This window comes from Trinickia sp. HAY1-2D, assembly GCF_056754935.1.
This window is the reverse complement of the sequence record NZ_JBPGWX010000001.1, coordinates 1,214,129-1,238,570: the sequence shown is the minus strand read 5'-3', so window position 1 is coordinate 1,238,570 and position 24,442 is coordinate 1,214,129. Positions and strand designations below refer to the sequence as shown.

General features: G+C 61.3%; 20 protein-coding genes and 2 pseudogenes. 11 read left to right on the top strand and 11 right to left on the bottom strand.

All coding sequences use genetic code 11. The annotated features are described in order from the left end of the window. Window positions 1-22 precede the first annotated feature (22 nt). Window positions 23-1,321 (top strand): DUF445 domain-containing protein, encoded by a 1,299-nt coding sequence (locus ACR9ZC_RS05465; protein WP_481579435.1) that lies wholly within the window; start codon window positions 23-25, stop codon window positions 1,319-1,321. Window positions 1,322-1,393: 72 nt separating this feature from the next. On the opposite strand, the gene pdxR is transcribed toward ACR9ZC_RS05465, so the two are convergent. Continuing rightward, complete coding sequence (gene pdxR / locus ACR9ZC_RS05460; RefSeq protein WP_481579434.1) at window positions 1,394-2,848, bottom strand: MocR-like pyridoxine biosynthesis transcription factor PdxR; 1,455 nt, start codon at window positions 2,846-2,848, stop codon at window positions 1,394-1,396. A 191-nt stretch (window positions 2,849-3,039) separates the two neighbouring features. Here pdxR and ACR9ZC_RS05455 point away from each other — a divergent pair, with 191 nt between their 5' ends. From ACR9ZC_RS05455 to ACR9ZC_RS05445, 3 genes are all read left to right on the top strand, one after another. Next, entirely contained in the window at window positions 3,040-3,906 is an 867-nt protein-coding gene (locus ACR9ZC_RS05455) for an ABC transporter substrate-binding protein (protein ID WP_481579433.1), read from the top strand. Window positions 3,907-3,973: 67 nt separating this feature from the next. Continuing rightward, on the top strand, window positions 3,974-4,681 hold the full coding sequence (locus ACR9ZC_RS05450) for an amino acid ABC transporter permease (RefSeq protein ID WP_481579432.1): 708 nt from the start codon (window positions 3,974-3,976) through the stop codon (window positions 4,679-4,681). 126 nt (window positions 4,682-4,807) lie between these two features. Next, complete coding sequence (locus tag ACR9ZC_RS05445; RefSeq protein WP_481579431.1) at window positions 4,808-5,614, top strand: amino acid ABC transporter ATP-binding protein; 807 nt, start codon at window positions 4,808-4,810, stop codon at window positions 5,612-5,614. Between the two features lie 152 nt (window positions 5,615-5,766). Here the strand turns inward: ACR9ZC_RS05445 and aptA are convergent, their stop codons facing one another. Then, window positions 5,767-7,107, bottom strand: a complete 1,341-nt coding sequence (gene aptA / locus ACR9ZC_RS05440) for an omega-aminotransferase AptA (protein ID WP_481579430.1) — start codon at window positions 7,105-7,107, stop codon at window positions 5,767-5,769. Between the two features lie 198 nt (window positions 7,108-7,305). Then, the gene (locus ACR9ZC_RS05435) at window positions 7,306-8,697 is read right to left on the bottom strand and encodes an aldehyde dehydrogenase family protein (RefSeq protein WP_481579429.1); all 1,392 of its coding nucleotides are present in this window, start codon (window positions 8,695-8,697) and stop codon (window positions 7,306-7,308) included. Between the two features lie 69 nt (window positions 8,698-8,766). Here ACR9ZC_RS05435 and ACR9ZC_RS05430 point away from each other — a divergent pair. Both ACR9ZC_RS05430 and ptrR read left to right on the top strand, forming a co-directional pair. Further along, window positions 8,767-9,854 (top strand): IS3 family transposase gene (locus ACR9ZC_RS05430; RefSeq protein ID WP_481579192.1). Its coding sequence is split into 2 segments (ribosomal slippage): window positions 8,767-9,028 and window positions 9,028-9,854, totalling 1,089 coding nucleotides; the frame shifts between segments, so codons are not numbered across the junction. A 137-nt stretch (window positions 9,855-9,991) separates the two neighbouring features. After that, complete coding sequence (ptrR, locus tag ACR9ZC_RS05425) at window positions 9,992-10,885, top strand: putrescine utilization regulator PtrR (RefSeq protein WP_481579428.1); 894 nt, start codon at window positions 9,992-9,994, stop codon at window positions 10,883-10,885. Between the two features lie 102 nt (window positions 10,886-10,987). Here the strand turns inward: ptrR and ACR9ZC_RS05420 are convergent, their stop codons facing one another. Beyond that, entirely contained in the window at window positions 10,988-12,904 is a 1,917-nt protein-coding gene (locus ACR9ZC_RS05420; RefSeq protein ID WP_481579427.1) for an AAA family ATPase, read from the bottom strand. A 326-nt stretch (window positions 12,905-13,230) separates the two neighbouring features. On the opposite strand from ACR9ZC_RS05420, the gene ACR9ZC_RS05415 reads away from it, so the two are divergent. Continuing rightward, window positions 13,231-13,392 carry a DUF1328 family protein gene (locus tag ACR9ZC_RS05415; RefSeq protein WP_173256962.1) on the top strand — a complete coding sequence of 54 codons (162 nt, stop codon included), beginning with the start codon at window positions 13,231-13,233 and terminating at the stop codon, window positions 13,390-13,392. An 86-nt stretch (window positions 13,393-13,478) separates the two neighbouring features. Here ACR9ZC_RS05415 and ACR9ZC_RS05410 read toward each other — a convergent pair whose 3' ends face one another. After that, window positions 13,479-14,918, bottom strand: coding sequence for a sensor domain-containing diguanylate cyclase (locus ACR9ZC_RS05410; RefSeq protein WP_481579426.1), 1,440 nt, complete (start codon window positions 14,916-14,918; stop codon window positions 13,479-13,481). Between the two features lie 251 nt (window positions 14,919-15,169). Between ACR9ZC_RS05410 and ACR9ZC_RS05405 the strand changes: the two genes are divergently transcribed. Continuing rightward, entirely contained in the window at window positions 15,170-15,655 is a 486-nt protein-coding gene (locus tag ACR9ZC_RS05405; RefSeq protein ID WP_481579425.1) for an arsinothricin resistance N-acetyltransferase ArsN1 family B, read from the top strand. Between the two features lie 15 nt (window positions 15,656-15,670). Here the strand turns inward: ACR9ZC_RS05405 and ACR9ZC_RS05400 are convergent, their stop codons facing one another. Then, window positions 15,671-16,603: a LysR family transcriptional regulator gene (locus tag ACR9ZC_RS05400; protein WP_331569040.1), complete on the bottom strand. Its 933-nt coding sequence runs from the start codon at window positions 16,601-16,603 to the stop codon at window positions 15,671-15,673. 304 nt (window positions 16,604-16,907) lie between these two features. Between ACR9ZC_RS05400 and ACR9ZC_RS05395 the strand changes: the two genes are divergently transcribed. Further along, on the top strand, window positions 16,908-17,678 hold the full coding sequence (locus ACR9ZC_RS05395; RefSeq protein WP_481579424.1) for a putative hydro-lyase: 771 nt from the start codon (window positions 16,908-16,910) through the stop codon (window positions 17,676-17,678). A gap of 42 nt (window positions 17,679-17,720) precedes the next feature. Continuing rightward, entirely contained in the window at window positions 17,721-19,031 is a 1,311-nt protein-coding gene (locus tag ACR9ZC_RS05390) for an MFS transporter (protein ID WP_440559594.1), read from the top strand. Window positions 19,032-19,084: 53 nt separating this feature from the next. Here the strand turns inward: ACR9ZC_RS05390 and ACR9ZC_RS05385 are convergent. From ACR9ZC_RS05385 to ACR9ZC_RS05375, 3 genes and pseudogenes are all read right to left on the bottom strand, one after another. Continuing rightward, a pseudogene (locus ACR9ZC_RS05385) lies at window positions 19,085-19,585 on the bottom strand (ureidoglycolate lyase); the annotation flags it as partial. After that, the gene (gene alc / locus ACR9ZC_RS05380; RefSeq protein WP_481579423.1) at window positions 19,582-20,592 is read right to left on the bottom strand and encodes an allantoicase; all 1,011 of its coding nucleotides are present in this window, start codon (window positions 20,590-20,592) and stop codon (window positions 19,582-19,584) included. The pseudogene ACR9ZC_RS05385 and the gene alc, both read right to left, overlap by 4 nt. A gap of 60 nt (window positions 20,593-20,652) precedes the next feature. Beyond that, window positions 20,653-21,981, bottom strand: coding sequence for a C4-dicarboxylate transporter DctA (locus ACR9ZC_RS05375; RefSeq protein ID WP_331569048.1), 1,329 nt, complete (start codon window positions 21,979-21,981; stop codon window positions 20,653-20,655). A gap of 246 nt (window positions 21,982-22,227) precedes the next feature. Here ACR9ZC_RS05375 and ACR9ZC_RS05370 point away from each other — a divergent pair. Further along, a pseudogene (locus ACR9ZC_RS05370) lies at window positions 22,228-22,911 on the top strand (FadR/GntR family transcriptional regulator); the annotation flags it as partial. Window positions 22,912-23,041: 130 nt separating this feature from the next. On the opposite strand, the gene ACR9ZC_RS05365 reads toward ACR9ZC_RS05370, so the two are convergent. Together ACR9ZC_RS05365 and ACR9ZC_RS05360 are read right to left on the bottom strand one after the other, a co-directional pair. Then, window positions 23,042-23,890 (bottom strand): anti-sigma factor family protein, encoded by an 849-nt coding sequence (locus ACR9ZC_RS05365; RefSeq protein ID WP_481579422.1) that lies wholly within the window; start codon window positions 23,888-23,890, stop codon window positions 23,042-23,044. Next, complete coding sequence (locus ACR9ZC_RS05360) at window positions 23,887-24,405, bottom strand: RNA polymerase sigma factor (protein WP_481579421.1); 519 nt, start codon at window positions 24,403-24,405, stop codon at window positions 23,887-23,889. The genes ACR9ZC_RS05365 and ACR9ZC_RS05360 overlap by 4 nt, the downstream gene beginning before the upstream one ends. Window positions 24,406-24,442: the final 37 nt, after the last annotated feature.

Genomic DNA, 24,442 nt, shown 5'->3' with positions numbered 1-24,442 from the left:
TGCGTTCCAAGTGGCTACTACGATGTCGATCTCTACGGATTCGATCTATGCGCGCCTGTCGAGCGCCGAAGACGAGCTCAAGCGCCTGCGTCTGAGGCAGATGCGTTGGCTCGCCACGGGGCTGCTGATAGGCGTCACGGTGCTCTATGGCGTTTCGGTCGTCTTTGCTCGATCGAGCCCGGCATGGCCCTTCATCGGCGCATTCGCCGAGGCAGCGATGGTCGGCGCCTTGGCCGACTGGTTTGCCGTGACGGCGCTTTTTCGTCATCCGCTCGGTCTGTCGTTCATCCCCCACACGGCCATCATTCCGAAGAACAAGAATCGCATCGCCGATAACCTCGGCGATTTCGTTCAGGGCGAATTCTTTTCGACGGAGCGTGTGACGAACGTGATCCGGGCCGTCGATCCGGCGGCGAGAGTCGCGCAATGGCTGGCCGACGAAAAGAACGCGGATCTCATCGGTTCGGGTGCCGTCAAGCTGTTGAGCTACGGCTTGACGCTGCTCGACAACGCCGAAGTGCGCGCGTTCCTGAGAAAGACGGTGGCGGACAAGTTCGCGGATATCGACTTGTCGACGTTGGCGGGGCAAATCCTGCAAGCGCTCACACACGACGGCCGGCACCAGGCCGTGCTCGATCAGATGCTCACGGCAACGAGCAAGTATCTGAACGACGAAAGCATCAAGCATCGGGTGGCCGAATTTCTGGCCGACAAAATTCCGCTCTATTTCAAGTCATGGAAGGACTCGACAGCGAACTATGCGATCGAGAAGCTGCTCGATTTTCTCGGCAGACTGCTGGACGAAGTCGATCGGGATGCGGATCATCCGTTGCGCGCCGAATTCGACCGGGCGGTATGGCGATTGATTGCGAGACTGAAAGACGATCCCGCGTTTCGGGATCAAATTCGGGGCTATCAGCGCCAACTGGCCGCTAATGAAGTGCTGACCGATTATGTCGATGGGCTATGGCGAGATTTCAACGCCTGGCTGCGCGCGGATATTGCGAGCGGTCAGTCGAGCATTCGGGCAAGGCTTTCGGGGGCCGTGAGCGCATTCGGTGCCGCGCTCGCGGGCGATGCGGGAATGCGGCAGGTCATCAACGAGCAGATGCTTTTACAGGTGCCGCGTCTGCTCGACCATTTCCGGCCGAAGCTGGGCATGTTCATCGCGAGCAAGATGAAGGAATGGAAAGAACATGAGGTCGTCGAGAAGCTCGAGCTCAACATCGGCCGCGACTTGCAGTTCATCCGCCTGAATGGGACGCTTGTCGGGGGATGCGTCGGGCTTGCGATCCACGCGCTCACCGTATGGCTGCGCTGACGATGCGGGCATTTGCCGCGGCTGCAGAATCGGACGAGGGAGGCTATGCCGAAGCTCGACACGCTGTCCGATCTACCTGGCCAGACGATTCACCACACGTGCGAACGTCTCTGCCGCCGGCCGGATTGCCTCGAATTCGATTGCACCGAATCCGAGCAGGAACCCGTCGCGAAACGGCGTAGTGCCCTGATTGAACGTCTGCAGGCGTCGTAGATAAATACCTTCCTCGAGCGAGCGCGATATCGCGGTATCGAAATCGGCCAAGCCATCGATTCGGACCGTCATGTGAAGTCCTGCCGCGTTAGGGGATGCTTCCAATGCACTGCCGAACTGTTGGTCGAGGCATCTCATCAATTCAGACCGCCTCGCGCCGTAGACTTCACGCATGCACCGGATGTGTTTTGAAAAATGTCCGTCGGTGATGAAGTCCGCCATCGATGCCTGCAACGAAAGATGCCCGGGTCGATAGAGCCGAAGCGATGCGGCGGCAAATGCGTCCACGAGATCGGGCGGGACGACGATGTAACTCAGGCGCATGCCCGGATACATGACCTTGCTGAACGTCCCCATCAGGATGACGTGATCACGCTCGTCGATGCCCTGGAGCGATGCCAACGAGCGTTGATCGTAGCGGAACTCGCTGTCGTAATCGTCTTCGAGAATGAACGCATCCCATCGCTCAGCGGCATCGAGGAGCATCCGGCGGCGTTCGTCGGACAATGTGACGCCCATCGGAAACTGATGCGACGGTGTCGCAACGATCAGCCGTGCGGCACGCGTGCATTGCGCAATCTGCATCCCTTCACGGTCGACGTCCACGGGTAGGACCTCGAGTCCGTTGGCCCGCAACACGATCGGGGTCGCCCAGTGGCAAGGGCTCTCGACATACGCGAGTTGCCCTTCATCCGTCAGTATCCGGGAGCAGAGATCGACGGATTGGTTGGTCCCCATCGTGACGATGATCTGCTCGGGCGCCGCGCGCACGGCGCGGGACACACGCAGATACTCGGACAGCGCCCGGCGCAATGGAAGATACCCGCCCGGATTCGAGTACCCCATCAGGTCGGAGTGTTGCGCTCCCAGATAGCGATTCTGGATGCGCCGCCAGGTCTGATACGGAAAGCAGTTGGTGTCGCATACCCCTGGCACGAAGGCACCCTTGCGTTCCTGAATGCCGGCGGGCGCATGGACGAGTTGTTCGCCTCTTCGTGAGAGCGGGCGGGCAAGCGTGCCTTGGACGGTGCGCCTTGAGGCGGCGGGCAACTTGTCGGAGACGAACGTCCCACTGGTCGAATCGGTCTGCAGATAGCCGTCGACAAGCAGTTTGTCGTACGCGTTGACTACCGTGACGCGCGCGACTCCAAGCGCGGCCGCAAGCACACGTGACGACGGCAGGCGTGCCGATGCTTTCAACGTGCCGCCCAGGGCTGCATCGCGGATCAAAGCGGAAATCTGTGCCTGAAGCGGAGTTGCGCTGTCACGGCGCAACCTGCTGTTCAGGAAATCGGCGAGGAGTGAGTCGGCCAACTTGGACCTATCGAACAATTTGAATTGGACTCAGAGGTTAGCGCCGGCTACGCGTACTGTAAAGGCTGCTACAGAACCCGAATTAACAGAGGAATTGGTTCATGGCGGCGCTCGCCTGGGCGGCGGCCCGACATGAGCTTGCATATTCATTGAAGATGTGAGGAGAAGAGATGAAGGGCTATCGATTTAAAATGGGACGACGCATCGCTTTGATCGCTGCCAGCGCCGCGTTGGCAATCGCTCCGGCATTCGTCGGTCATGCCAATGCTGCGACACCGGATTCGTCGAGCGCATTCGAGGGATTTTCTATTTCACCGTCGGTTGGCGATGGATCGCTCGATCGCATCCGGAAGAAAGGCGAGCTGGTGATCGGAACGTCGAACGACTGGCCCTATTCGTATCTGGACGCCAAAACCGGAGCATTCAGCGGTATCGATGCCGATATCATTCAATACGCCGCAAAGATGCTGGGAATCAAGAAAGTGACGATCCAGACGGTCCCGTTCGACGGCCTCGTACCCGGTGTGCTGTCAGGGCGGTTCGACATGATCGGCGACTCCATTCATTTCACGCCCGAGCGCTCGAAGCTCGTTGCGTTCAGCTTCCCGACGTACTTCTATGCGGAGACCCTCGTCGTAAAGAAAGGGAGCAAGATCACCGCCAAAAATATCGCGGACATGAAAGGGAAGTCCGTCGGCAGCATCCTCGGGACCAACTATACCGAGTGGATCCAAAAAACGGCAGGCGTCCAGTACAAGGGCTACAAAGATGCTGAATCGCTGGTCGAAGATGTCGCGAGCGGCCGTCTGGACGGAGGTATCTATGACTTGCCCGTGGTCGCATCCATTATCAAAGACCACCCGCAGTGGCCCGTCCAGATCGTCAAGGAATATCAGCCGCGTGCTGTCAAGGTTCCGGCCAACTATAGCCGCTATATCTTTCGCCAGCAGGATCAGCAGCTGAACGAGGCGTTTTCCCGCGCGCTCGAATGGATGCAGTACTCAGGGCAATTGAGGACGGTTCTGAAAAACCATGGGCTGGGCGAGGAAGCGAACTAGGAGCGAACTAGATAGCCAGCTTCAATGATCGAAATCCGTCGTCGTTCCAAATGAGTCAGAGATCGCCATGCTTGCTTTCAACGAATTATCGAGCCTGTTGCCCCCCCTTCTCGAAGGGGCGCTGGTCACAGTGGAAGTATCCGTCGTTTCATACCTGATTGCGTTGGTTGCCGGCCTGGCGATCGGCTTGGCGAGAATCTCGCGGTTTTCGCCCGTCCGCATGTTGGCGGCGTGCTACGTTCAGTTCATTCGTGGCACACCACTACTGCTGCAACTATTCTTCATCTACTACGTATTGCCGTACGCGAATGTGGTGCTGTCACCGTTCCAGGCCGGTGTTCTCGGCCTGAGTCTGAACTACGCTGCCTACATGGCGGAAGTGTTCCGCTCCGGAATCGCCGCGGTACCGAAGGGGCAGTCGGAGGCTGGCGTGTCACTGGCGCTGACCAATACGCAGCTGATGACATATGTGGTGATTCCCCAAGCGCTGAAAATCGTGATTCCGCCGATCGGGAATTTTTTCGTCGCGATCTTCAAGGACTCGGCGCTCGTGTCGGTGATCACGATGAAGGACTTGATGTTTACGGGCCAGATTCTCGCCTCGTCGACTTTCAAGCACTTCGAGATATTCGCAATAGTGGCACTGATCTACTTCATGCTGAGCTATCCCGCGGCAAAACTGGTGGAGGCAATCGAGCGGAAGCTCAACGGCCACAGCGAGAAATCGAACGGGCGCCGGAGAGTGTTCGGTTTCCAGCTCAAACGAGCGTCGTGACGCCGGTATTTCCTGTCGATCATGAAGCGATGAGCGGCTTACATCGTTCGATGGGTACGTCGCCCGACGTCGGGCGGAACAATGAATGAGTGGATTGGAGAACGGAGGGACGTTGTGAGAAAGGAAATGCATCGACCGCCTGGCGAGGCACCGGAAAGCGGTACGGACGCGGTCGCCATCGCGGGACTGAGCAAGTCGTTCGGGGACGTCAAGGTTCTGCACGATATCGATCTTCGTATCGGCAAAGGCGAGCGAATCGTCATATGCGGTCCGTCGGGATCGGGAAAATCGACGCTGATCCGCTGCATCAACGGACTCGAGAGCCATGAGAGCGGCGCGATTCAAGTCAATGGTCACTCTTTGGGGGACGATCGCAAGTCGAAGCTGACGATCAGAAAAGATGTCGGGATGGTGTTCCAGCATTTCAACCTTTATCCGCACCTTACCGTCTTGCGCAATTGCACTTTGTCTCCGATCAAGGCGCTCGGCATGAACAAGCGGGAGGCCGAGGAAATCGCACAGCACTATCTGATGAAAGTGAAGTTGTCCGGCCACGAACATAAGCTCCCGTCGCAGCTATCGGGCGGCCAGCAACAGCGGGTTGCGATTGCACGCGCGCTCTGCATGCGTCCAAAGGTCATGCTGTTCGACGAACCGACTTCCGCACTCGATCCAGAACTCGTCAGGGAAGTCCTGGAGACGATGCTCGAACTTGCGGGGGAGGGCATGACCATGTTGTGCGTGACCCATGAGATGGGCTTTGCAAAAGCCGTCGCCGATCGGGTCGTCTTCATGGATGGCGGCCGGATCATCGAGGTTGCGCCGCCGGAGGAATTCTTTCGCAGTACGACGAATCGGCGGATTCAGTCGTTCTTGAGTCATGTTGCGTCGCCGCTGGAATCGTTCGTGCCGCCGAAGGCGGCGCTGGCCTGAATCGTTGCAGGCAAGAAGCGCGTCGTTTCGAAGTCCCACTTCAGGGTTCGCCGTCATCGGCGAGCCTTTTTTTCTTTGTGCATCGAGAGGAACTGCCAGGTTACCCGGTTGAGTCATCCCGGCAGTGTCGATCGTCGATCGTCGGGTGCGGATCAGTTCATCGTGGCATGCTCGCGAATGACTTGCCGCATCGTTTCGATCATTTGCGCGAGTTCGCTTTCGGTCGAGAAGAACGGCGGTGCAAGGGTCGCGTTGTCGCCGGTCCAGCGGGAATAGAATCCTCGGTCAAGTAGTGCTTCCGTGATCTGGTAACCGCGCTGGCCCGGCTTTCCATCGATGGGTGCGAATTCCACACCGGCACCCAACCCGATATTCCGAACATCGACCACGTTCGGCTCGCCTTTGAGCGAATGAATCAGTTCTTCGAATGTTCTTTCGAGAGCGCGCACGCGAGCCGGTACGCCTTCTTCCTCGAAAATGTCGAGTGCAGCGCATGCCGCCGCGACGGCAACCGGGTGGGCCGAGTACGTGTATCCGTGAAAGATGGTGTTCTGCTGCTCCGGCGTCGTCATGAAGGTATTGAAAATTTCATCGGTCATGATGACGCCGCCGAGCGGCTGCGTTCCATTCGTCACGGTCTTTGCGAACGTGATCATATCCGGCTTCACGTTGAATCGCTGGGCGGCGAAGTTTTCGCCCATGCGGCCGAAACCGCAAATCACCTCGTCGAAAATAAGCAGAATGCCGTGTTTCGTACAGATTCGGCGCAACGCCTCGAGATACCCGGTAGGGGGCACGAGAACACCCGTCGAGCCTGCCATCGGCTCCACGATGACCGCCGCGATCGACGAGGCGTCGTGAAGTGCAACGAGGCGCTCGAGATCCGAGGCCAAATGCGCGCCCCAGTTCGGCTGACCCTTCGAGAATGCCATGTCGGGCAGGCTATGCGTATGCGGCAGATGATCGACACCCGGGATCATCAGAGTCGCGAACATCTTGCGATTGGCGACCATGCCGCCGACGGAGATACCGCCGAACCCGACGCCGTGATATCCGCGCTCGCGGCCGATCATCCGAAAGCGTGTCGCATCGCCCTTGAGGCGATGGTATCCGGTCGCAATCTTCAGCGCCGTATCGACAGCATCCGATCCGCCGGTGGTGAAGAAGACGTGATTGAGATCACCGGGTGCCATTGCGCCGATGCGCTCGGCGAGCCGGAACGCCTTCGGATGCGACATGTTGAACGCGGCCACGTAATCCAGTTCGCGCATTTGCCGGCCGACCGCCTCGGCGATTTTCGGGTGGCAATGCCCCATTCCCGAGCACCATAAGCCGGAAAACCCATCGAATACTTTTTCGCCGTTGCTCCCGTAAAGGTAGTTGCCTTCCGCTCTTTCGAATAACCGCGGCTTGCGCTTGAAAAGTCGATTTGGAGTGAACCCCATAAAGTAGGATTCCAAATCTATATCGCCTTGATGCTTGATGTCTTCCATGATTCTCCAGTTCTCCATCGAATCGCTATTGACGCTGGCGCGGATGCGTTACAGTACGCCTGCTCGCGCATGGGCTATGCGTCCAATTTATGTTGGACCTTAGGTCCAATTACGATCTCGTGGATTGGGTAGAACCAATCGGCGGGATTCGCCGACGTACAGCACGGGCACGTGCTGTACGGGTGCCGCGACGCTCGTTCAGCGACGATCGAGCCAGACAGTCTGGATGTTGCAGAACTCGTGCAGGCCATAGCACGACAGCTCGCGTCCATAGCCGCTTTTCTTCACGCCGCCGACGGTGACCCGCGGGTCGCTTGCGACGTCGCCGTTGATGAACACGGCGCCCGTATCCAGCTGAGCTGCCATTGCGTTGGCCTGTTCGATATTACGCGTCCAGACGGTGCCGCCGAGGCCGTATTCGCTATCGTTCGCGAGCTCGACTGCATGCTGGGCGTTGCGCGCGACGATGAGGGCTGCAACCGGGCCGAACAGTTCCTCCCGGAAAGCGGTCATACCGGGGCGGACGTCGGCCAGGACTGTCGGCGCGTAATAGTTGCCCGCTCCGTCGAGCTTGTGGCCGCCGTGCACCAGTCTCGCGCCCTCCTCGATCGAGCGTTGAACTTGCTCATGCAGTTCGTCCCGAAGATCGTAGCGCGCCATGGGCCCGATATAGGTGTGCTCGTCAAGCGGCGAGCCGACCCGCAATGCGCGAACCGCCGCGACGAAGCGTGCCTCGAATTCCGCGGCGATGGGCTCCTCGACGATGATCCGCTTCGCCGCGAGGCAAACCTGGCCGGCATTCTGAAAGCGTCCCGCGACGGCCGAGCGCGTTGCCTGTTCGAGGTCGGCGTCAGCCAGAACGATGAAGGGATCGGAGCCGCCGAGTTCGAGCACGCACTTCTTCACCGATTCGCCGGCGAGCCGCGCGATCGCCGCGCCGGCTCGGACGCTGCCCGTTACGGCGATCGCGGCGATGCGCCGATCGGCGATGACGGAGGCCACGCGTTCGGGCGGAATGTTGACGAGCTCGAACGCACCGCCCGGCAGTTCTGTTTGGGCCAACACATCGCGCAGCAAATAGGCGGAACCCATCACGTTCGGTGCATGCTTGAGCACATAGGCATTACCGGCGAGGAACATGCCCGCCGCACCCCTGAGAACCTGCCAGACCGGAAAATTCCATGGCATGACCGCGAGAATCGATCCAAGCGGCCTGAATTCCTGCCGCGCGCGATTGTTTTCGACCATGGTCGGCGCGGGTTCGAGAAAGGCGGGGCCGTGGGTCGCGTACCAGTCGCATAGCGAGGCGCATTTATCGATCTCGGCGCGCGCCTGCGTAATTGGCTTACCCATTTCGTCGGCGATCATCGCTGCCATTTCACCTTTCCTGTCGCGCAATACTTGCCCGATCTGCTCGAGGATGCGCGCGCGTCGCGCAACCGGTGCGACACGCCATTCCCGGGCGGCGCGCTCGCTCCGTGCGAGCGCGGCTTCGACCTCGACCTCGGAATCGAACGGATACTGGGCGATGACAGCGCCAGTGGCGGGGTTGCGAGAGATCGCGTGGCCGTCGCCGGAACGGTTGATCATGGTTGGGTAATCCTCCCGTCCAGTAAGCGGGATCAGAAGTAGAATTTCCAGCAAAGGGAGTTCTACGCAATGAAGAAGTCGAAGTTCACGGATAGCCAGATCATGGAGGCGCTCAAGCGCGCGGAAGCTGGCGTGGCGGTACCGGAGATTTGCCGGGAGCTGGGCATTAGCACGGCGACCTTCTACAACTGGCGCGGCAAGTACGGCGGGATGGACGTGCCGCTGATGGCCAAGATGAAGGAGCTGGAAGCGGAGAACGCGCGACTGCGCAAGATGTACGTCGAAGAGAAGCTCAAGGCGGAGATCGTCGCGGAGGCGCTAGCAAAAAAAGACTGAGGCCATCTACCCGCCGCGAGATGGCCAGAGAAGCAGTAGCGAGCCGGGGTGTGTCGATACGGCTTGCATGCGAGGCATTTGGCATAAGCCAGACGTGCTACCGCTATGAGCGGCAGCGCAGTGCGGAGAACGAGCAGATTGCCGACTGGCTGCTACGGCTGACCCACAATCATCGCAACTGGGGCTTTGGGCTGTGTTTCCTGTACCTGCGCAACGTGAAGGGCTTCGGCTGGAACCATAAGCGCGTGTACCGGATTTACCGGGAACTGGAGTTGAACCTGCGCATCAAGCCGCGCAAGCGGCTCGTACGGCAGGCACCGGAGCCGTTGATCGTTCCGGCGTCGATGAATGCGGTGTGGTCGATGGATTTTATGCACGACCAGTTGAAGGATGGCCGAAGTATCCGGCTGTTCAACGTGATCGACGACTTCAACCGCGAGGCATTGGGAATCGAGATCGACTTCTCGTTGCCATCTGCGCGCGTCATCCGCGCCTTGGAGCAGATCATTGACTGGCGGGGAAAGCCGATGGCGATACGGTGCGATAACGGCCCGGAGTACCTGAGCGACGCAATCACGCAATGGGCAGCCAAGCATGGCATAGCGTTGAACTACATCCAGCCGGGCAAGCCGCAGCAGAACGCCTACGTGGAGCGATTCAATCGTACGGTGCGCTATGAATGGCTATCGCAGTACTACTGGGACGACCTCGCGCACGTGCAGCACTTCGCGACGGAATGGATGTGGCAATACAATCACGAGCGCCCTAACATGGGCCTGGGCGGCATGACGCCGAAACAGCGGCTCATGGCCGCAGCATAGCTTCTACTTCTGCCTCGCGTTAAAAGCGGGGGGATTACCGTTGTCTCTGATGTGTTTGCCAGCTTGGAAGAATAGAATCTGTTGGAAATTGCAAATAGTGAATAATTGAGAACGTGTTGTTCTCGGAGAGTGAACAAGTGGAGCTCGCTCAGCTACTGATCGTCAGAGAAATTGCGGATGCGGGCAGCGTTCAGGCGGCTGCGCAGCGGTTGCACAGGGTGCCGTCGAATGTAACTACGCGGCTGCGTCAACTCGAGGAGGAATTGGGAGCCGAACTATTCATCCGGGAAAAAATGCGGCTTCGGTTATCCGCGGCGGGCGTCGCTTTTCTAGGCTATGCACGCAGGATTCTCGATCTGTCCGAGGAGGCGCGTCAGTCGGTATCGGGAGAGGAGCCGCGGGGCCCCTTACTTCTCGGCGCTCTCGAAAGCACGGCCGCCGTTCACATTCCCCACCTTCTTGGGGCGTTCCACCGGCGGTATCCCGATGTGAGTCTCGATCTGAGCACCGGGCGCTCCGGTGACCTGATCGACAGCGTATTGAGTGGGCAACTGGCTGCCGCATTCGTCGATGGTCCTGTCGTGCATCCGGCGTTGACTGGCACCGAGGCGTTCGACGAGGAACTCGTTCTGATCTCCGCGGCAGACCGGAGTCCGATCGAGCGCGCGCGAGATGTCACTGGCACGAGCGTTTATGCATTCCGCTCTAATTGTTCATACCGGCGCATTTTCGAGCGATGGTTCGAAGAGGACGGGGCTGCACCGGGGCGGATCTTCGAACTGGAGTCATACCACGGGATGCTCGCGTGCGTCGCCGCGGGCGCCGGTCTTGCATTACTGCCGGCAAGCATGCTCGAGAGCATGGCAAATCGCACCATGGTCACGGTCCACAAGCTGCCGCCGCGCTATCGCGACGTGAAAATCCATCTGATATGGCGTCGAGATCTGCATTTGCCGGCGTTACGCCGACTGATCGACATGATCGAACCCATGCGCGATGTACATACGCCTGCTCATGACCTGGCCATGTGAATGGCCGGTGTCCGGAGCACAGGTTCCGTTTTTCGCAGATGCGGTCTCGATGGTGCGAGGCGCGTGCAGCCCCGATGGCTGCACGCGGTTCAGGCGCGGCCCCTACGCCGCGGCCGGCTCCTGAGCGAGATGCACGCTGGGGCTCGAGGCAGCGGCATGCTCGCGAATCAGTTGTTCGACGGTGTCGCCCGATACCGTTTCGGATTCGAGCAGGCGCTCGGCGATGGCCCGCAATACCGGTTCGTTGGCGCGCAGCAACGCCTGGCATGCATCGTCGAGTTCCCGTAGCAGAACATTCGCGTGTTCGATCGCATTCTTCAGTTGCAAGCCCGCGTATTGAGCCGGCAGCGCCGCGAGGCTGAACAGGTTTCCGTCGGCGTTGAAGCCGAACTTCGAAACCATGTCGAGCCCGATCCGCGAAGCTTCCTGCAAATCCTGCGCGGCGCCGCTCGACGCTTCGGAGAACACCAGCAACTCCGCGTTACGTCCGCCGAGCAGCACCTGGATTTCGTTGCGCATCTCCGTCTCGCGATAGAGGTGCTTGTCTTGCGCTTTCGTGACCAGTGCCACGCCGAGTGCCCCGCCCCGCGGCAAAATCGTGATTTCCTCGAGCACGCCGGTATGGAGCAGAGCCGCCACCAGACCGTGCCCCGCTTCGTGAACGGCAATACGCGTACGTTCTTCTTCCGACAGTGCGCGTTCCGCGCCGCTGACGTCGCCGATGCGCGCGATCTTGATGGCTTCGATGAAATGCGCGGCCGTAATGGTGCTCGCGCCAGCTTTGCGAGCGACCAGGCCCGCCTGGTTGACGATCATCGCCAGCGTGGCGGGCGAAAGCCCCGTCGTCAGCCGGGCCAATTGGCCGAAGTCGATATCGTTCGCCTTGGACGTCAGCTTCGCCGCATAAAAGCGGAGAATCTCCGCGCGGTCTTCGAGATCCGGCAGGCGCACTTGTACCGTGCGATCGAACCGGCCGGGCCGGCGCAACGCTTCGTCGAGGTTCTCGGGATGATTGCTCGCGGCGACGACGATCACCCCCTGGTTGGATGCGAAACCATCCATTTCCGCCAGCAACTGATTGACGATGCGGTTGCTTTCCGCTTCGGCCGGCCCGCCGCCGGTATCGGTGCGCTTGCCGAGGCCGTCGGCTTCGTCGATGAAGATGACGGTGGGCGCGTTTTTACGCGCCAGCTCGAAGAGATGCTTGACCTTCTGAATACCGACACCGTAATACTTCGCGCTGAAATAGCTGCCGGTGATCGAGATGAAGCTTGCGCCGCATTCGCCCGCGAGCGCTTGCGCCAAGCGTGTTTTGCCGACGCCAGGGCCGCCCGTCATCAGAATGCCGCAGGGGGCGCGCACGCCCATATCGGTGAATCGCGCCGGGTCGGTCAGATACGACTGAACGTCCGCCAGTGCGGCTTTGGCTTCGCCGGCGCCGATGACGTCCTCGAAGCGCAATGTCGGCGACTCTTCGAGCAATTGCGCGCCGCCCGTCATTTCGCGGCGCATGAACCAGAAGAGGCCGCCGATCAACATCAGAGGCATCAAAAGGGTAATGAGGTCGCGAATCTTGTCGAATACGGCAGCCCAGCGAGCCATTCCGGTTTGGACGTTTGCGTCGGGCAGCCAGACCAGTTGATAAGGCGCATCGGCGCCCGCTTTCATTTCGCCGAGCAACAGCGCATTTGAAAACGCGCCATTGTGATCGGTCACGAAGTATTTAGCCCCCGTTTGCGTCGATACCAGGATCGCGTCACGGCTCACACCTATTGCGGCAACCTTCTCCTCGCGAATATCGCGCAACATTTCCGATGCGTCCCGCTCTTGCCGCGTCCAGGCTGCGGGATCGCGTCGCATCTGGAGGGCGATGCCGGTCAGCGCCGGATGCCTCGCGTCGCCGCGCTGCTCATAGCGCAGATAGCCGAATGCTGTGATTACCGCGACAGCTATGGAGATTGCGCCGAAGACCATATATCGGACGATTCGGGCGCGCGGCGAATTCTTTGCCGGTTTCATGCAAGTTTCCTAAAACGGGGTCGTGGTCTATAAGGCGGCGCAATTAAGTAGGAGGAAAAACGTAACTATTATGCGACCCCTATTCAGTGCAGTGCACCAGTCGCATTATGCCTGTGGTTTGCATATAACCAAAAGGCAAGGAAAGGCCAAATTTGCCGTTATTCCCTGGATTCGAGCAATGAGCGGGGGCCGGAGCAACGTTGGAATGTCCTGTATCAGCCGGGGCGGAGCGGGGGGCGGAGCATATGCGGTACGTCGCTTGCTTGAGGAAAAGCGATGCGTGCAGCTTGGGCGCACGACCCGCAACAGCCAACGGAGGTCAGATCATGCTGTATTACGCTCTCGTTTTCTTCATCATCGCGGTCATTGCCGCTGCATTCGGCTTCGGCGGCATCGCGGCAGGCGCGGCGAGTATCGCCAAGATCCTGTTCTTCGTCTTCGTCGTCATCTTCCTCGTGACGCTGATCATGGGACTCGTGCGACGGTGACGGGAGCAAGCTAAGCCAGGCAGTTTTTGCGCTGCTGCGAGCGGCCTCCGGCGGTTACCCAGCCGCCGGAGGCCGCTCGCAGCGCCTCACGACTCCACGCGGGAGTGCATCGCCTCGCTGGGATCGGTCGTCGTCTGAGAGCCGGATGGCACGAGCACCCGCGCGCCGTTTTGGTCTTCCACCCGGTTCCGTCCGCCGGCCTTCGCTCGATAGAGAGCGGCGTCGGCATGGGCGAGCAACGCTTGCGGTCTGGCACCGCATAGAAACTGACTCGACGCATGCCCGATCGACACCGTGACATGCGGCGCGCTTTTCGAAGGCGCGGGCAACTGCAGATCCGCGATCGCGCGGCGCAACCGCTCCGCGATGGCCAGGCCGGTTTGCCGATCGCAGTCCGGCAGCACGGCCATGAATTCCTCTCCACCATATCGCGCGATGAAGCCGGCCGGATACCGCAATTGCGAGTCAAGCGTCTGCGCGACTCGCCGCAGGCATTCGTCGCCGGCCAGATGTCCGAATGCGTCGTTATACGCCTTGAAATGATCGACATCGACCAGCAGGACGCCGAGCGGACGATCAGACTCGGCCGCAAGCGCGAATTCACGGCGATAGCGCTCGTCGAAATACGCCCGGTTGAGCAGGCCCGTGAGCCCATCGCGCACCGACGATTCTTTGAGTGCACGATGTGCCTCGGCCAATTTTCTATAAAGTCCGCTGGTCTCGTACATCAGCATGCCCAGGAGCGCGCTGGCCGATGCCATCGATGCGAGGCGCGCCGCATACCAGCCGACGCTGTACCGCGCTCCCGCGGCGAGCGTCAACGTTACGTCGATGAACTCCGCAAGCAGTGCGATGGCAAGCCACAAATCCATCGACGTTTTTAGCCGCGTGACCATGGCGTGCGTGACGAGTGCGCCTGCGCAGACCGCTTCGACGATGAGCAGCGCGGGGCCGGGCGTCAGATGCCGGTAGTACTGCGTGCTGGAAACCAGATCCGGCAGCCGGTCACGCTCCAAGATGGCTACCGCGGACAATGCGATCGATAGCGAGACCGATGCGACGAGTGCGAGGGCGCCACGCCGGTGTTCCGAGCGATTGTCGATCGGCGGCCGCCATCGCGTCGCCAGCGCGAGTGTGACCAACAGTGGAAACCCTCCATGCCACAGCAGCCAGACCCAGATGGAGGTTTGTCGTCCGGCGCGAAGCAGGCCCGTGCCCGAAAACACCCCCGGGAAGACGATCAAATGAATTGCCGCGCTGATGCTCGCGAATGCGTAGGCGCTCGCGAGCACTGCGAATACGAACCGTCGCGATGCTCGATATTGCGTCCAGAGTAAAAAAGCGGTCAGCGCTGCCGTGAGCGTCACCGACGTCGCGAAGATGGCCATGAACGGCTGCACGACGATGGCTTGAGCCTTCGCGTGCGGCAAGACGAATAGCGCGGCGCAAATCAGGACGGTCGCCGCGATAGCGGCGGCAAAACGGTGCCGCTTCGTAGCGGTCAAATGAATGAGCGTGACTTCCATAGTCCGGTCCGGGCTAGCGCGGAGCAGTGAAACGCAGGCTGTCGGGAACCGAACCGTGGCGTGCGAGCTGCGATGAAAATTTGGATGTCATATTATGCCGGACTGGGTTCGTCGCATCGGCAAGCACCCATAACGCCGATAACGGCCGATAGGCGGGAAACTTGATGCCTGAAACCTTTCTCCGCACATCAGCTGCCGAGTAGATAATTCAGCGTTATCGGCAATAACAGCAACCGCCAAGGAGAACTGACTTGATTCGCTCGGCAACACCGGAAGATGCGGCGTCGATCGCCAGTCTCTACAACCACTACGTGGAGAACACGACCATCTCGTTCGAGACTGAGTTCGTTTCCGCGGAGGCGATGCGTTCCCGCATCCGCGAAGTGACCGAGGCCGGTCTGCCCTGGGTGATCGCCGAGCGAGCCGGTCAGATCGTCGGGTACGCCTACGCAAGCAAGTGGAAGGGCCGCTGCGCGTACCGGTTTTCCGTCGAAAGTTCGGTCTACGTTGCCGCGGGGCATACGGGGCAGGGCATCGGTGTCGAACTCTACGAGGCCCTGATCGCTCGATTGCGCGAGGGCACCACGCATGTCGTCATCGGTGGCATAGCGTTGCCGAACGAGGGAAGTCAAGCGCTCCACGAACGCTTCGGCTTTCGGAAAGTCGCTCACTTCGAGCAGGTAGGGTTCAAGTTCGGGCGCTGGGTCGACGTGGGGTACTGGCAACTCATTCTGTGAGGCCGGGCTTGCCGATCAAAGCGGCTCGATCAGATCCTTCGCAAACGATCGGCAATAAGTCGAGCACGCATCCTGGGCAGCGTTGACAGCCGCGTTGACTGTCACGCTGGCATCCACCGGCCGGCACAGCGAGACGACGATCGGCGGGGGCATCGGCGTCAGCGGCAATTCGACGAATTCGCCGCTGCGCAGCGCATCGGCAACGAAAAGACGTGGGATGGCAGCCACTCCATAGCCGTCGCGAATCAACTGGACGATCGCGGCAACCGATGGCGAGCAAGTGATACGCGTCGTTTCCTGAGCTATCCCGTGTTCCCGCGCGAGCGCATGAACGATGCTTTCGAGTGCGACCTGCGGGGCCGTGCCGCGACCGAACGTCAGCAACGGACGTTTGAGCACACGCAGCGCAAGCCCCGATTTGCGCGGCGAAAGCAGCCCGCGGCGTGCGATCCACCGAACCGGGTAGCTTGCAACGGCGCTCGACACGACCTTCGTGCTATCGATACCCTCCACGCGAATCGCAAGATCCAGCTCGCCGCTGAGCAGGCGCCGTTGCAACACGGCACTCGTATCGACGGTCAGGTCGATTTCGAGCTTCGGGAAATGGGCGTTCAAATGCGCGATGTAGTGCGCGAGCCAGCTATGCACGACCGTTTCGATCACGCCAAGCCGCAACTTGCCGCCCACCACCACTTTCTGTCCCGCCGCCTCCCGCAACGCGCGCACCGCGTCGACCACGTTCGCTGCCAAGCCGAGCAGGCCGACCCCGGCGGGCGTCAGGCGGAACTTCGGCGTGCTGCGATCGACGAGCTCGCATTTGAGTTCGTCTTCCAGCGAGCGAATCCGTAGCGAGATCGCGGCGGGCGTGGCGTGCAACGCCCGCGCGGTCGCTCTGAAGCTCTCGAGCTGGGCGAGCGTAACGAAGGTTTCGAGAAAGCGGGTGTTCATTGTTGCATTATGAATGCGCCAAAAATCGACAAAGACCGTGCACCGGCGGCGGGCTGGCCTGAAGCCGATATTCCCGCCGGCCGCGTGCATCGAACCTTCCAAAGAAGGGTGCCTTGCCCTGTCAGCATTGGAGGCCCGAGCAGCATCAACGCTGCGACTGGGTTTGACTCATCGGCAATCCATCCGGGAAGACCCTGATATTTCCGTTAAGTTTTCCTAAACGGAAACGATCACAAATATTCGCTGGCGCGTCGATTTTGACGCGCATACGCTGCGTTTCATGCTTCGCGACCACGAGATCTCCATGCCATACGAATTCCGCCAGCAGATCCGCACCGGGCGGTTCAACGGACCGACGGCAGGCCATTGCGGCGAATACGCCCAGGCGAACCTCGCTATTCTGCCGAAAGCCTATGCCGAAGACTTTCTGCGTTTTTGTCAGCGCAATCCCAAGGCTTGTCCGCTGCTCGCAGTCGGCGAGCCCGGCCAAGGGCATCTGCCGGCCCTCGGGCGCGACGTCGATGTCCGTACCGACGTACCGGGTTACAACGTCTATCGCGATGGCGTCCTGGCCGAGCAGCCGCGCGACATCGTCGAGCATTGGCGCAGCGATCTCGTCGTCTTCGCCATCGGCTGTTCGTTTTCATTCGAGCAGATACTGGCGTCGGACCGGATTCCCTTGCGGCATATCGAGGAAAACGTCAACGTGCCGATGTATCGCACGTCGATTGCCAACCAGCCCGCGGGCCCGTTCGGTGGGCAGCTCGTCGTTTCGATGCGGCCGATGAGCGGGGCGCATGCGGTGCGGGCGGTGCAGATCACGAGCCGTTTCCCGGGCGTGCACGGCGCGCCCGTGCATATCGGTAGCCCGGCGGCCATCGGCATCGACGACTTGAGCCGTCCGGACTTCGGCGATGCCGTCACCGTTCGCGAACACGAATTGCCGCTCTTCTGGGCATGCGGCGTCACCCCGCAAAGCGCGATCGAAAGCGCACGGCTGCCGTTCGCGATCGCACACAGGCCCGGGCACATGCTCGTGACCGATATCCCCGATGCATCGCTCGCGATCCTGTGAGCCGATACGCCACCATCAAGCTGATTGTTCGGAGAAGCTGTCATGACTACGGAAGCCCACTACGCCGGTAGCGCACCGGTCCCGGAGCCCGAGGCGCCTTTGCCCGCGTCACCGGGCCTCTTCGGCTGGTATGCACACACGAGCCGAGGCGAACGTCGCGCCTTTTGGAGTTGCAAGATCGGTTACGCGCTCGACGCGATGGACACGCAGTTTCTCAGCTTCGTGATCCCGGCGCTGATCGCAAGCTGGGGGTTGACCAAAGGCGAAGCAGGACTCATCGGCACCGTGACGTTGCTCACGTCGGCCCTCGGCGGGTGGATCGCGGGCATTCTGTCGGATCGCATCGGCCGCGTGAGGACGTTGCAGATCACCATCGTGTGGTTCGCCTTTTTCACGCTGATGTGTTCGTTGACGCAAAACTACACGCAATTGCTCGTCGCGCGCGGCTTGATGGGTTTCGGTTTCGGCGGTGAATGGACGGCGGGCGCGGTGCTCATCGGCGAAATCATTCGCCCGCGCGATCGCGGCAAGGCGGTCGGCATGGTGCAGGCGGGATGGGCCATCGGCTGGGCGGTGTCGGCCGGGCTTTATACGCTGGTTTTTTCGCTGATGCCGGCCGATACGGCGTGGCGCGTGCTGTTCGCCCTCGGCGTGCTGCCGGCGCCATTCGTCATCCTGATCCGCCGGCTCGTCGACGAACCCGAAATTCACCGCCAGCAACAGCAACGTGAAGCGGCCGAAGGCCAGCGCACCTCGTTCCTCGAAATCTTCGGCGGCGGAGTCTGGTTCACGACGCTGCGCGTGGCGGTACTGGCAACGGGCGCGCAAGGCGGCTACTACGCCATCACGACGTGGCTGCCCACCTGGCTCAAGACCGAGCAGCATCTGAGCGTGGTCGGCACCGGCGGATATCTCGCCGTCGTCATTGCCGGGTCCTACGCGGGCTATCTGTGCGGTGCGCTTTCGAGCGACCGCTTCGGCCGGCGCCTGACGTTCATTCTTTTCTCGGTGGCGTCGATGCTGATCGCGCTCGTCTATACGCGCGTTCCCATGAACAACGAAGTGCTGCTGGCGTTAGGGTTCCCGCTCGGCTTTTTCGCGTCGGGGTTGTTCGCCGGCATGGGCGCATTCATGACCGAGCTCTTTCCTACGCGTATTCGCGGCTCCGGCCAGGGCTTTTGCTACAACTTCGGCCGCGCCGTCGGCGCGACGTTCCCGTTCCTGATCGGGCTCGTCGCGCAGACGATGTCGCTTGGCTCGGCCATCGGCGTATTCGCGGCGATCGCCTACGGCGTCGTCGTACTCGCTGCGATCACCTTGCCGGAAACACGCGGGGCGGCGCTCGAGACCTGAGCGTGTTCGGGCAGGCTCGACGCCTGCTTCACGTGCGACGCCTCGAGCGCATCAACTGCATCAACTGCATCGGGGATCGTCCAAGGCTCGCTCAACTGAACCTCTTCGCAATTGGCACCTGCCCCGCCGCGATCGATGACGATGAAGTCGCTGCGGTCCCCGAGCGCGAGCAACGGGTGGTGCCAGACTCCCTTGGCATAGTTGACGCCTTGCCAGCCGCGCGTCACGAATGCGCGCAGTTGTCCGGCGTCGAGCGTGCCGCGCGGGGCGACCACGACGAGGTAAGGCGCATCGCCAATCGGTATGAACGCCTGCGAGCCGAGCGGATGGCGCTCCATCATCCGAATCTCGATCGGAAAGCGAAACGGCTGAGCGCGGAAGACGTTGACGAGCACGCGCCCACCCGCATCGCCGACATCGATGTTGGCGAGATCGTGATAACGCTCGGTCGTGCCCGCGTTGATCGGAAAGCGACGCGCGCCGTCGAGCTCGATGACGTCGCCGAACGGCGCGAATGCTTCACGCGTGAGCGGCTCGATTTCGAGGACGTTCATCGTTTCGGACTCCCGAACAGTCTGAGACGCGAGACACCGCCGTCGGGCACGATATTGAATCGCACGTGGGTCACGGGCCCGTTGTCGACGATCTCACCGGCAAACGTATGGTTCGCGTCCATTTGCAGCCGTTGCTCCGGCAGCAGGACGGGCCAGAACATCGATTGCGTCACGAGCGACTCGTCGGTCCCGCCGGTGACGAACGCAGCCTGAATCGAGCAGCGGTCCGGGTAGTTGCCCTTGAAGTGTGCCGTATCGACTTCGATGCGGTGAATCTCGCCCGGATGCGCGAGCGCGACGATGCACCAGTCGTTGCCGGGTTCGCGACGGCGGCGCGTTTCCCACCCGTCGCCCATATTGACGCCGCGTCCCGGCATCAGCATGTTCGAGGCGAGCCCGAAGTGCTGGTTGTTCGCCGTCACGACATGGGCGCCGTTCTCCATCGCCGCGAGGTTGACGGTATCGGCGTTCGCAAGCCGGCTCCAGTCCACCTGGGGCTGACCGTAGACACGCAGGCGTGCGAGGCCGCCGTCGGGATAGAGATTGATGCGCAGGTGCGTGAACGGGCGGTTCGCCTCGATCGCATGATAGTGATGCGCATTGCCCGAGAGCGCGACCGACGGCAGAATCTCGACCCACTCGCTCGACGATCCCGGTTCGCCTTCAGTGCAGGTCGCCTCGATCGAAGCCGCGGGCGGGAAATTACCGGTGAAATGGCTGGTATCGAGATCGACGCCTTTCACGATGCCCGGCCGCGCCAGTTTGACGATGCACCAGTCATGTCCGGTCGTACGTTTGCGGCGCGTCTCCCAGCCGTCCATCCATTTGCCGTGGTCGTCGTATTTGCCTGGAATGAATACGGCGGCCTCGGGGTTGAGCATGCGGTCCTTGGGCGCAAAGAACTCGTCGCTTGCTTCGAGCGCTTGCGCGCCGAGCCGGGGGTCGGCCAGATTGACATAGCGCCGGGTGAACGCCGGAGCGTTCGGGTCTAACGAAACGATAGCCATGATGGGATGTCGATGTCCTGAGAGTTGAGCGGTCCCGAGCGGCGGGGGTGATCGCCGCGATCAGCCAGCGCGCGCTGCTGCGGGGGCGTGGGGCACGGCACCGGCAGACGGCGCTTGCGGTATGAATTCGAGGCCAGACTCGCCATCCAGCACGCGCTTGGCGCGTGCCCGGTCGATGTCGTTTTCCCAGGCCGCCACCACGATTGCGGCAACGCAATTGCCGATCAGATTCGTGACCGCACGCGCAATGCCGACGAACCAGTCGACGGGCAGGATCAACACGAGCCCGAGCACGGGTATGGCGGGAATTGCGGAGAGCGTCGCGGCGAGGATAACGATGGCCGAGCCGGGGATGCCGTGTGCGCCTTTCGACGTCACCAGCGACACGAGCACGATGACGATCAGGTCGTGCATCGAGAGAGGGGTGTTGGTGGCCTGCGCGATGAAGAGAACGGCCAGTGTGAGGTAGATCGAAAACCCGTCGAGGTTGAACGAATAGCCCGTGGGGATCACGAGACCGACGGTCGAATCCTTGATGCCGAGCCATTCGAGCTTACGCATGACTTGCGGCAGCACGGCGTCGGACGAGGCGGTGCCGAACACGATCGACAGCTCGTCCTTGAGGTAGCGTATCAGCTTGAAGATGTTGAAACCCGCGATACGCATTGCAACGCCGAGCACGACGCAGACGAACACGATGCAGCTCAAATAGAAGACGGCGACGAGCAGACCCAGTTGCTTGAGCGACGTGATGCCGTATTTGCCGGTCGTGAACGCAATGGCGCCGAGCACGCCAAGCGGCGCGAGCTTGATGACGAAACCCATCACGCAAAAGAGCGCCTTGGCGAGATCGTCGATGAAGCCCGACACGCGTGCCGCCTTGTCTCCAAGCAGCGACAGGGCGGAGCCGAACAGCACCGAGAACACGAGAACCTGAAGGATGTCGCCCTTGGCGAACGAATCGGCGATCGTGTCGGGGATGATCTTCAGCAGAAAGCCGCCGACGTCCTTCAGGCTTTTAGCATGCTCGGTGTAAGTGTTGAGTGCGCTCGCGTCGACGGTACGCAGATCGATATTCATTCCCGCACCGGGATGGATGAACCATGCCAGCAATGCGCCGATCACGAGCGCGATCGTCGTCATCGCCTCGAAGTAGAGGATGGCCTTGCCGCCTACGCGCCCGACCTTGCGAAGGTCGCCCGCGCTGGCCATGCCGCTCACCACCACGCAAAAGACGATGGGCCCGACCACCATCTTGATGAGTTTGAGAAAGCCGTCGCCGAGCGGACGCAGCGCTTCGCCGGCATGCGGGAACAGCGCACCGATGGCCACGCCGGCGATGAGCGCTATGACCACGCGCCCGAAAAGGGAATTCAGAAATCGCGACACAGTCTGCCTCCATTCGATAATGAGTCGGTAACGGCGCGGTGGCCAGACTGGTCGAACTGGTCAGACCGGACTCGTTATTGCGGATATTAGAAACCCAATATGCGAGCGTCAAGGTCCGATCGAAGGGGGTTAACCCGCGCCTCGGATCGGTCCCGTCGACGGAACGTTGCTCCGCGCGGTTGCGGCGGCGATTGCCCGCTCGTAATACACTACCGGTCTGACCGCCTGAAATCCGACCCGCCGCGCATGAACAGCATTCCGCAAACCGTCACCGAGGCCGCGATCTCCACGATTCGCGAGCGCATTCAGCAAGGGATTTATCCCGTCGGAAGTCTGCTGCCTGCCCAGCGACAGCTCTCGGAGGAACTCGAAATCAGCCGCGCTTCGTTGCGCGAGGCGCTTTCGACGCTGGAGGCGCTCGGGCTCGTGACGATCCGCGCGGGCAAAGGCGTTTATGTCAGCCGCGCTCGGGCCGCCCGGACTCAGCGTTGGCGGTTCGCCGATCAGGTCTCGCTGCCGGATACCTATCAGATGCGCTATGCGCTCGAAGGCTTCGTGGCGCGGCTGGCGGCACTCGCCGTCGGCGACGAGGATCTGGCCGTGCTGGATCAGAACGTGGAGGCGTTGCGCGTCGCGCTCGTCGAGGGCGATTTCGAGGCGGCGGCCGCGCTCGATTTCGAATTCCACATGCGGATCGTTGCGCTGGCCGGCAATTCGGCTATCGAATCGATATTGCGCAACAGTGCGGAGATCATGCAGGAAAGCCAGCGGCTGCCGTTCTATCAACGGGAGCTCGCGCTCTCGACGCATCGCGAACACACGGCGATCGTCGAGGCGCTGAGGCGGCGCGATGCCAATCGCACGGGGCGTGCGATCGAGGCGCATATCGTGGCCGCGGCCCAGCGCGCCGGCGTCCACTTTCCGGTGCCGACGGGAGCGGGCGCCGCGCCGGTCCTCGAGACCCCCGGCGGTGCGGCGGCGAAGGAGCCGCGACGAAACGGCAAGGTTGCGTCGTCGCGATAGTCGGCGCTGCACGCGCCGATTCAGCGCGGAGCGCTTTTCAACCCGGGCTCGGCTGCTTCGCGGCGGACGGCCGTGAGCGCAACTGTTCGTGAACGTCGTGCGACAAGGCGAGCAATGCCGGCCGATCGATCCCGCTCGAGATCGCATAGCCGAAATCGCCATCCACCCAGTAAAAAACATTGACGGGGCCGTCGCGATACAGCGCGAAGGCCGTCGTATCGGCACTCGCTTTTCGGTGCGAGATCGATAGCGTCACCCGCCGGCCCTGCGCGTCTCGATACATGAACATTGCCATCTCGCCGTCGGCGTCATGCAGCAGACGGCCGCCCATCAGCTCATATCCGCTGCGTAACAATATCGGCGGATGAATGTCGGTGCCGAGCTTGGCGGACAGCCATCGTACGAAGTCCTGCTCGTGGCTCGCACCGAGTTGCGAGGGCCGCTCCACGGTCGGCATGTAAACGACGTGCGCGATGGCAGCGCGGCGCGCGAACGTCTGGCTTGCATCGGCTCGAACGGCGCCTGTCTCGTTCGAACCTGCAACCGATGGGGTGCGTTCGTAGCCCAACCGCATGCCGCCTTCCGCCCCGATGCCGATGCCGATCAGCAGTGCGGCGGCAAGACCCGCAAACCAGGGCCAATTGGCCGTTGTACGCCTGCGCTGCAGCGCGGCCGGCCGTAGGCGCTTCGGTACCGGTTCGCCGAGGACGCGGTCGTAGCGCTCGCGAAGCAGCGCATTGAGCGCGAAATAGTCGTTCACGCGAGCGGCAAGCGCCGGGTCGCGCGCAATCGCCTGGTCGACGTGCGCACGCTCTTCGTCCGACAGCATGCCGTCGACATACGCGTGAAGTACTTCGTCACCGATCGGGTTCGTTTTACCGGTCATCGCACCACCTTCAGCTTTTCGACGGGCTGAGCGCCTGCCATGAGGTTTCGCAACCGCTCACGGCCGCGCGACAGTCGGGACATGACCGTACCGATCGGCACGCCGAGCGTCAGCGCGACGTCCGCGTAGCTCATCTCTTCCAGGCCGACCAGCAGTACCACTTCGCGTTGCTCTGCCGGCAGCCGCTGAAGCGCATAGTCGAGATCGCGCATCTCGAGCGATCGCAACTGGCCGCCCGGCACCGCGAATTCGGCTTGTCCCAGTTGCTGCTCGTCGGCCTCGACGTAATGCGCGCGCGATGCGGCCCGCCGGGTTTGACTGGCGAAAACGTTATGCATGACCGTGAAGAGCCACGCGCGTAAATCGGTGCCTGCCTCGAACTGATGAAGGCGGCCGAGCGCGCGCTCGAGCGTGTCTTGTACGAGGTCGTCGGCGAGTTCCCGGTTGTGAATGAGCGCGCGCGCATACCGCCGCAGTCGGGGGATGTGCTCCATCAACTCGTCACGGTGGTTCATGGGACTTGCCGGTCAGCGGCTTTAGGCATGTTGGCTC

Bases quoted from the DNA above. Each gene is read 5' to 3' on its own strand.
- ACR9ZC_RS05465 (WP_481579435.1), top strand. From the start codon at position 23: ATGTCGATCTCTACGGATTCGATCTATGCGCGCCTGTCGAGCGCCGAA.
- ACR9ZC_RS05455 (WP_481579433.1), top strand. From the start codon at position 3,040: ATGGGACGACGCATCGCTTTGATCGCTGCCAGCGCCGCGTTGGCAATC.
- ACR9ZC_RS05450 (WP_481579432.1), top strand. From the start codon at position 3,974: ATGCTTGCTTTCAACGAATTATCGAGCCTGTTGCCCCCCCTTCTCGAA.
- ACR9ZC_RS05445 (WP_481579431.1), top strand. From the start codon at position 4,808: ATGCATCGACCGCCTGGCGAGGCACCGGAAAGCGGTACGGACGCGGTC.
- aptA (WP_481579430.1), bottom strand. From the start codon at position 7,107: ATGGAAGACATCAAGCATCAAGGCGATATAGATTTGGAATCCTACTTT.
- ACR9ZC_RS05435 (WP_481579429.1), bottom strand. From the start codon at position 8,697: ATGATCAACCGTTCCGGCGACGGCCACGCGATCTCTCGCAACCCCGCC.
- ACR9ZC_RS05420 (WP_481579427.1), bottom strand. From the start codon at position 12,904: ATGAAACCGGCAAAGAATTCGCCGCGCGCCCGAATCGTCCGATATATG.
- ACR9ZC_RS05415 (WP_173256962.1), top strand. From the start codon at position 13,231: ATGCTGTATTACGCTCTCGTTTTCTTCATCATCGCGGTCATTGCCGCT.
- ACR9ZC_RS05410 (WP_481579426.1), bottom strand. From the start codon at position 14,918: ATGGAAGTCACGCTCATTCATTTGACCGCTACGAAGCGGCACCGTTTT.
- ACR9ZC_RS05400 (WP_331569040.1), bottom strand. From the start codon at position 16,603: ATGAACACCCGCTTTCTCGAAACCTTCGTTACGCTCGCCCAGCTCGAG.
- ACR9ZC_RS05395 (WP_481579424.1), top strand. From the start codon at position 16,908: ATGCCATACGAATTCCGCCAGCAGATCCGCACCGGGCGGTTCAACGGA.
- ACR9ZC_RS05390 (WP_440559594.1), top strand. From the start codon at position 17,721: ATGACTACGGAAGCCCACTACGCCGGTAGCGCACCGGTCCCGGAGCCC.
- alc (WP_481579423.1), bottom strand. From the start codon at position 20,592: ATGGCTATCGTTTCGTTAGACCCGAACGCTCCGGCGTTCACCCGGCGC.
- ACR9ZC_RS05365 (WP_481579422.1), bottom strand. From the start codon at position 23,890: ATGACCGGTAAAACGAACCCGATCGGTGACGAAGTACTTCACGCGTAT.
- ACR9ZC_RS05360 (WP_481579421.1), bottom strand. From the start codon at position 24,405: ATGAACCACCGTGACGAGTTGATGGAGCACATCCCCCGACTGCGGCGG.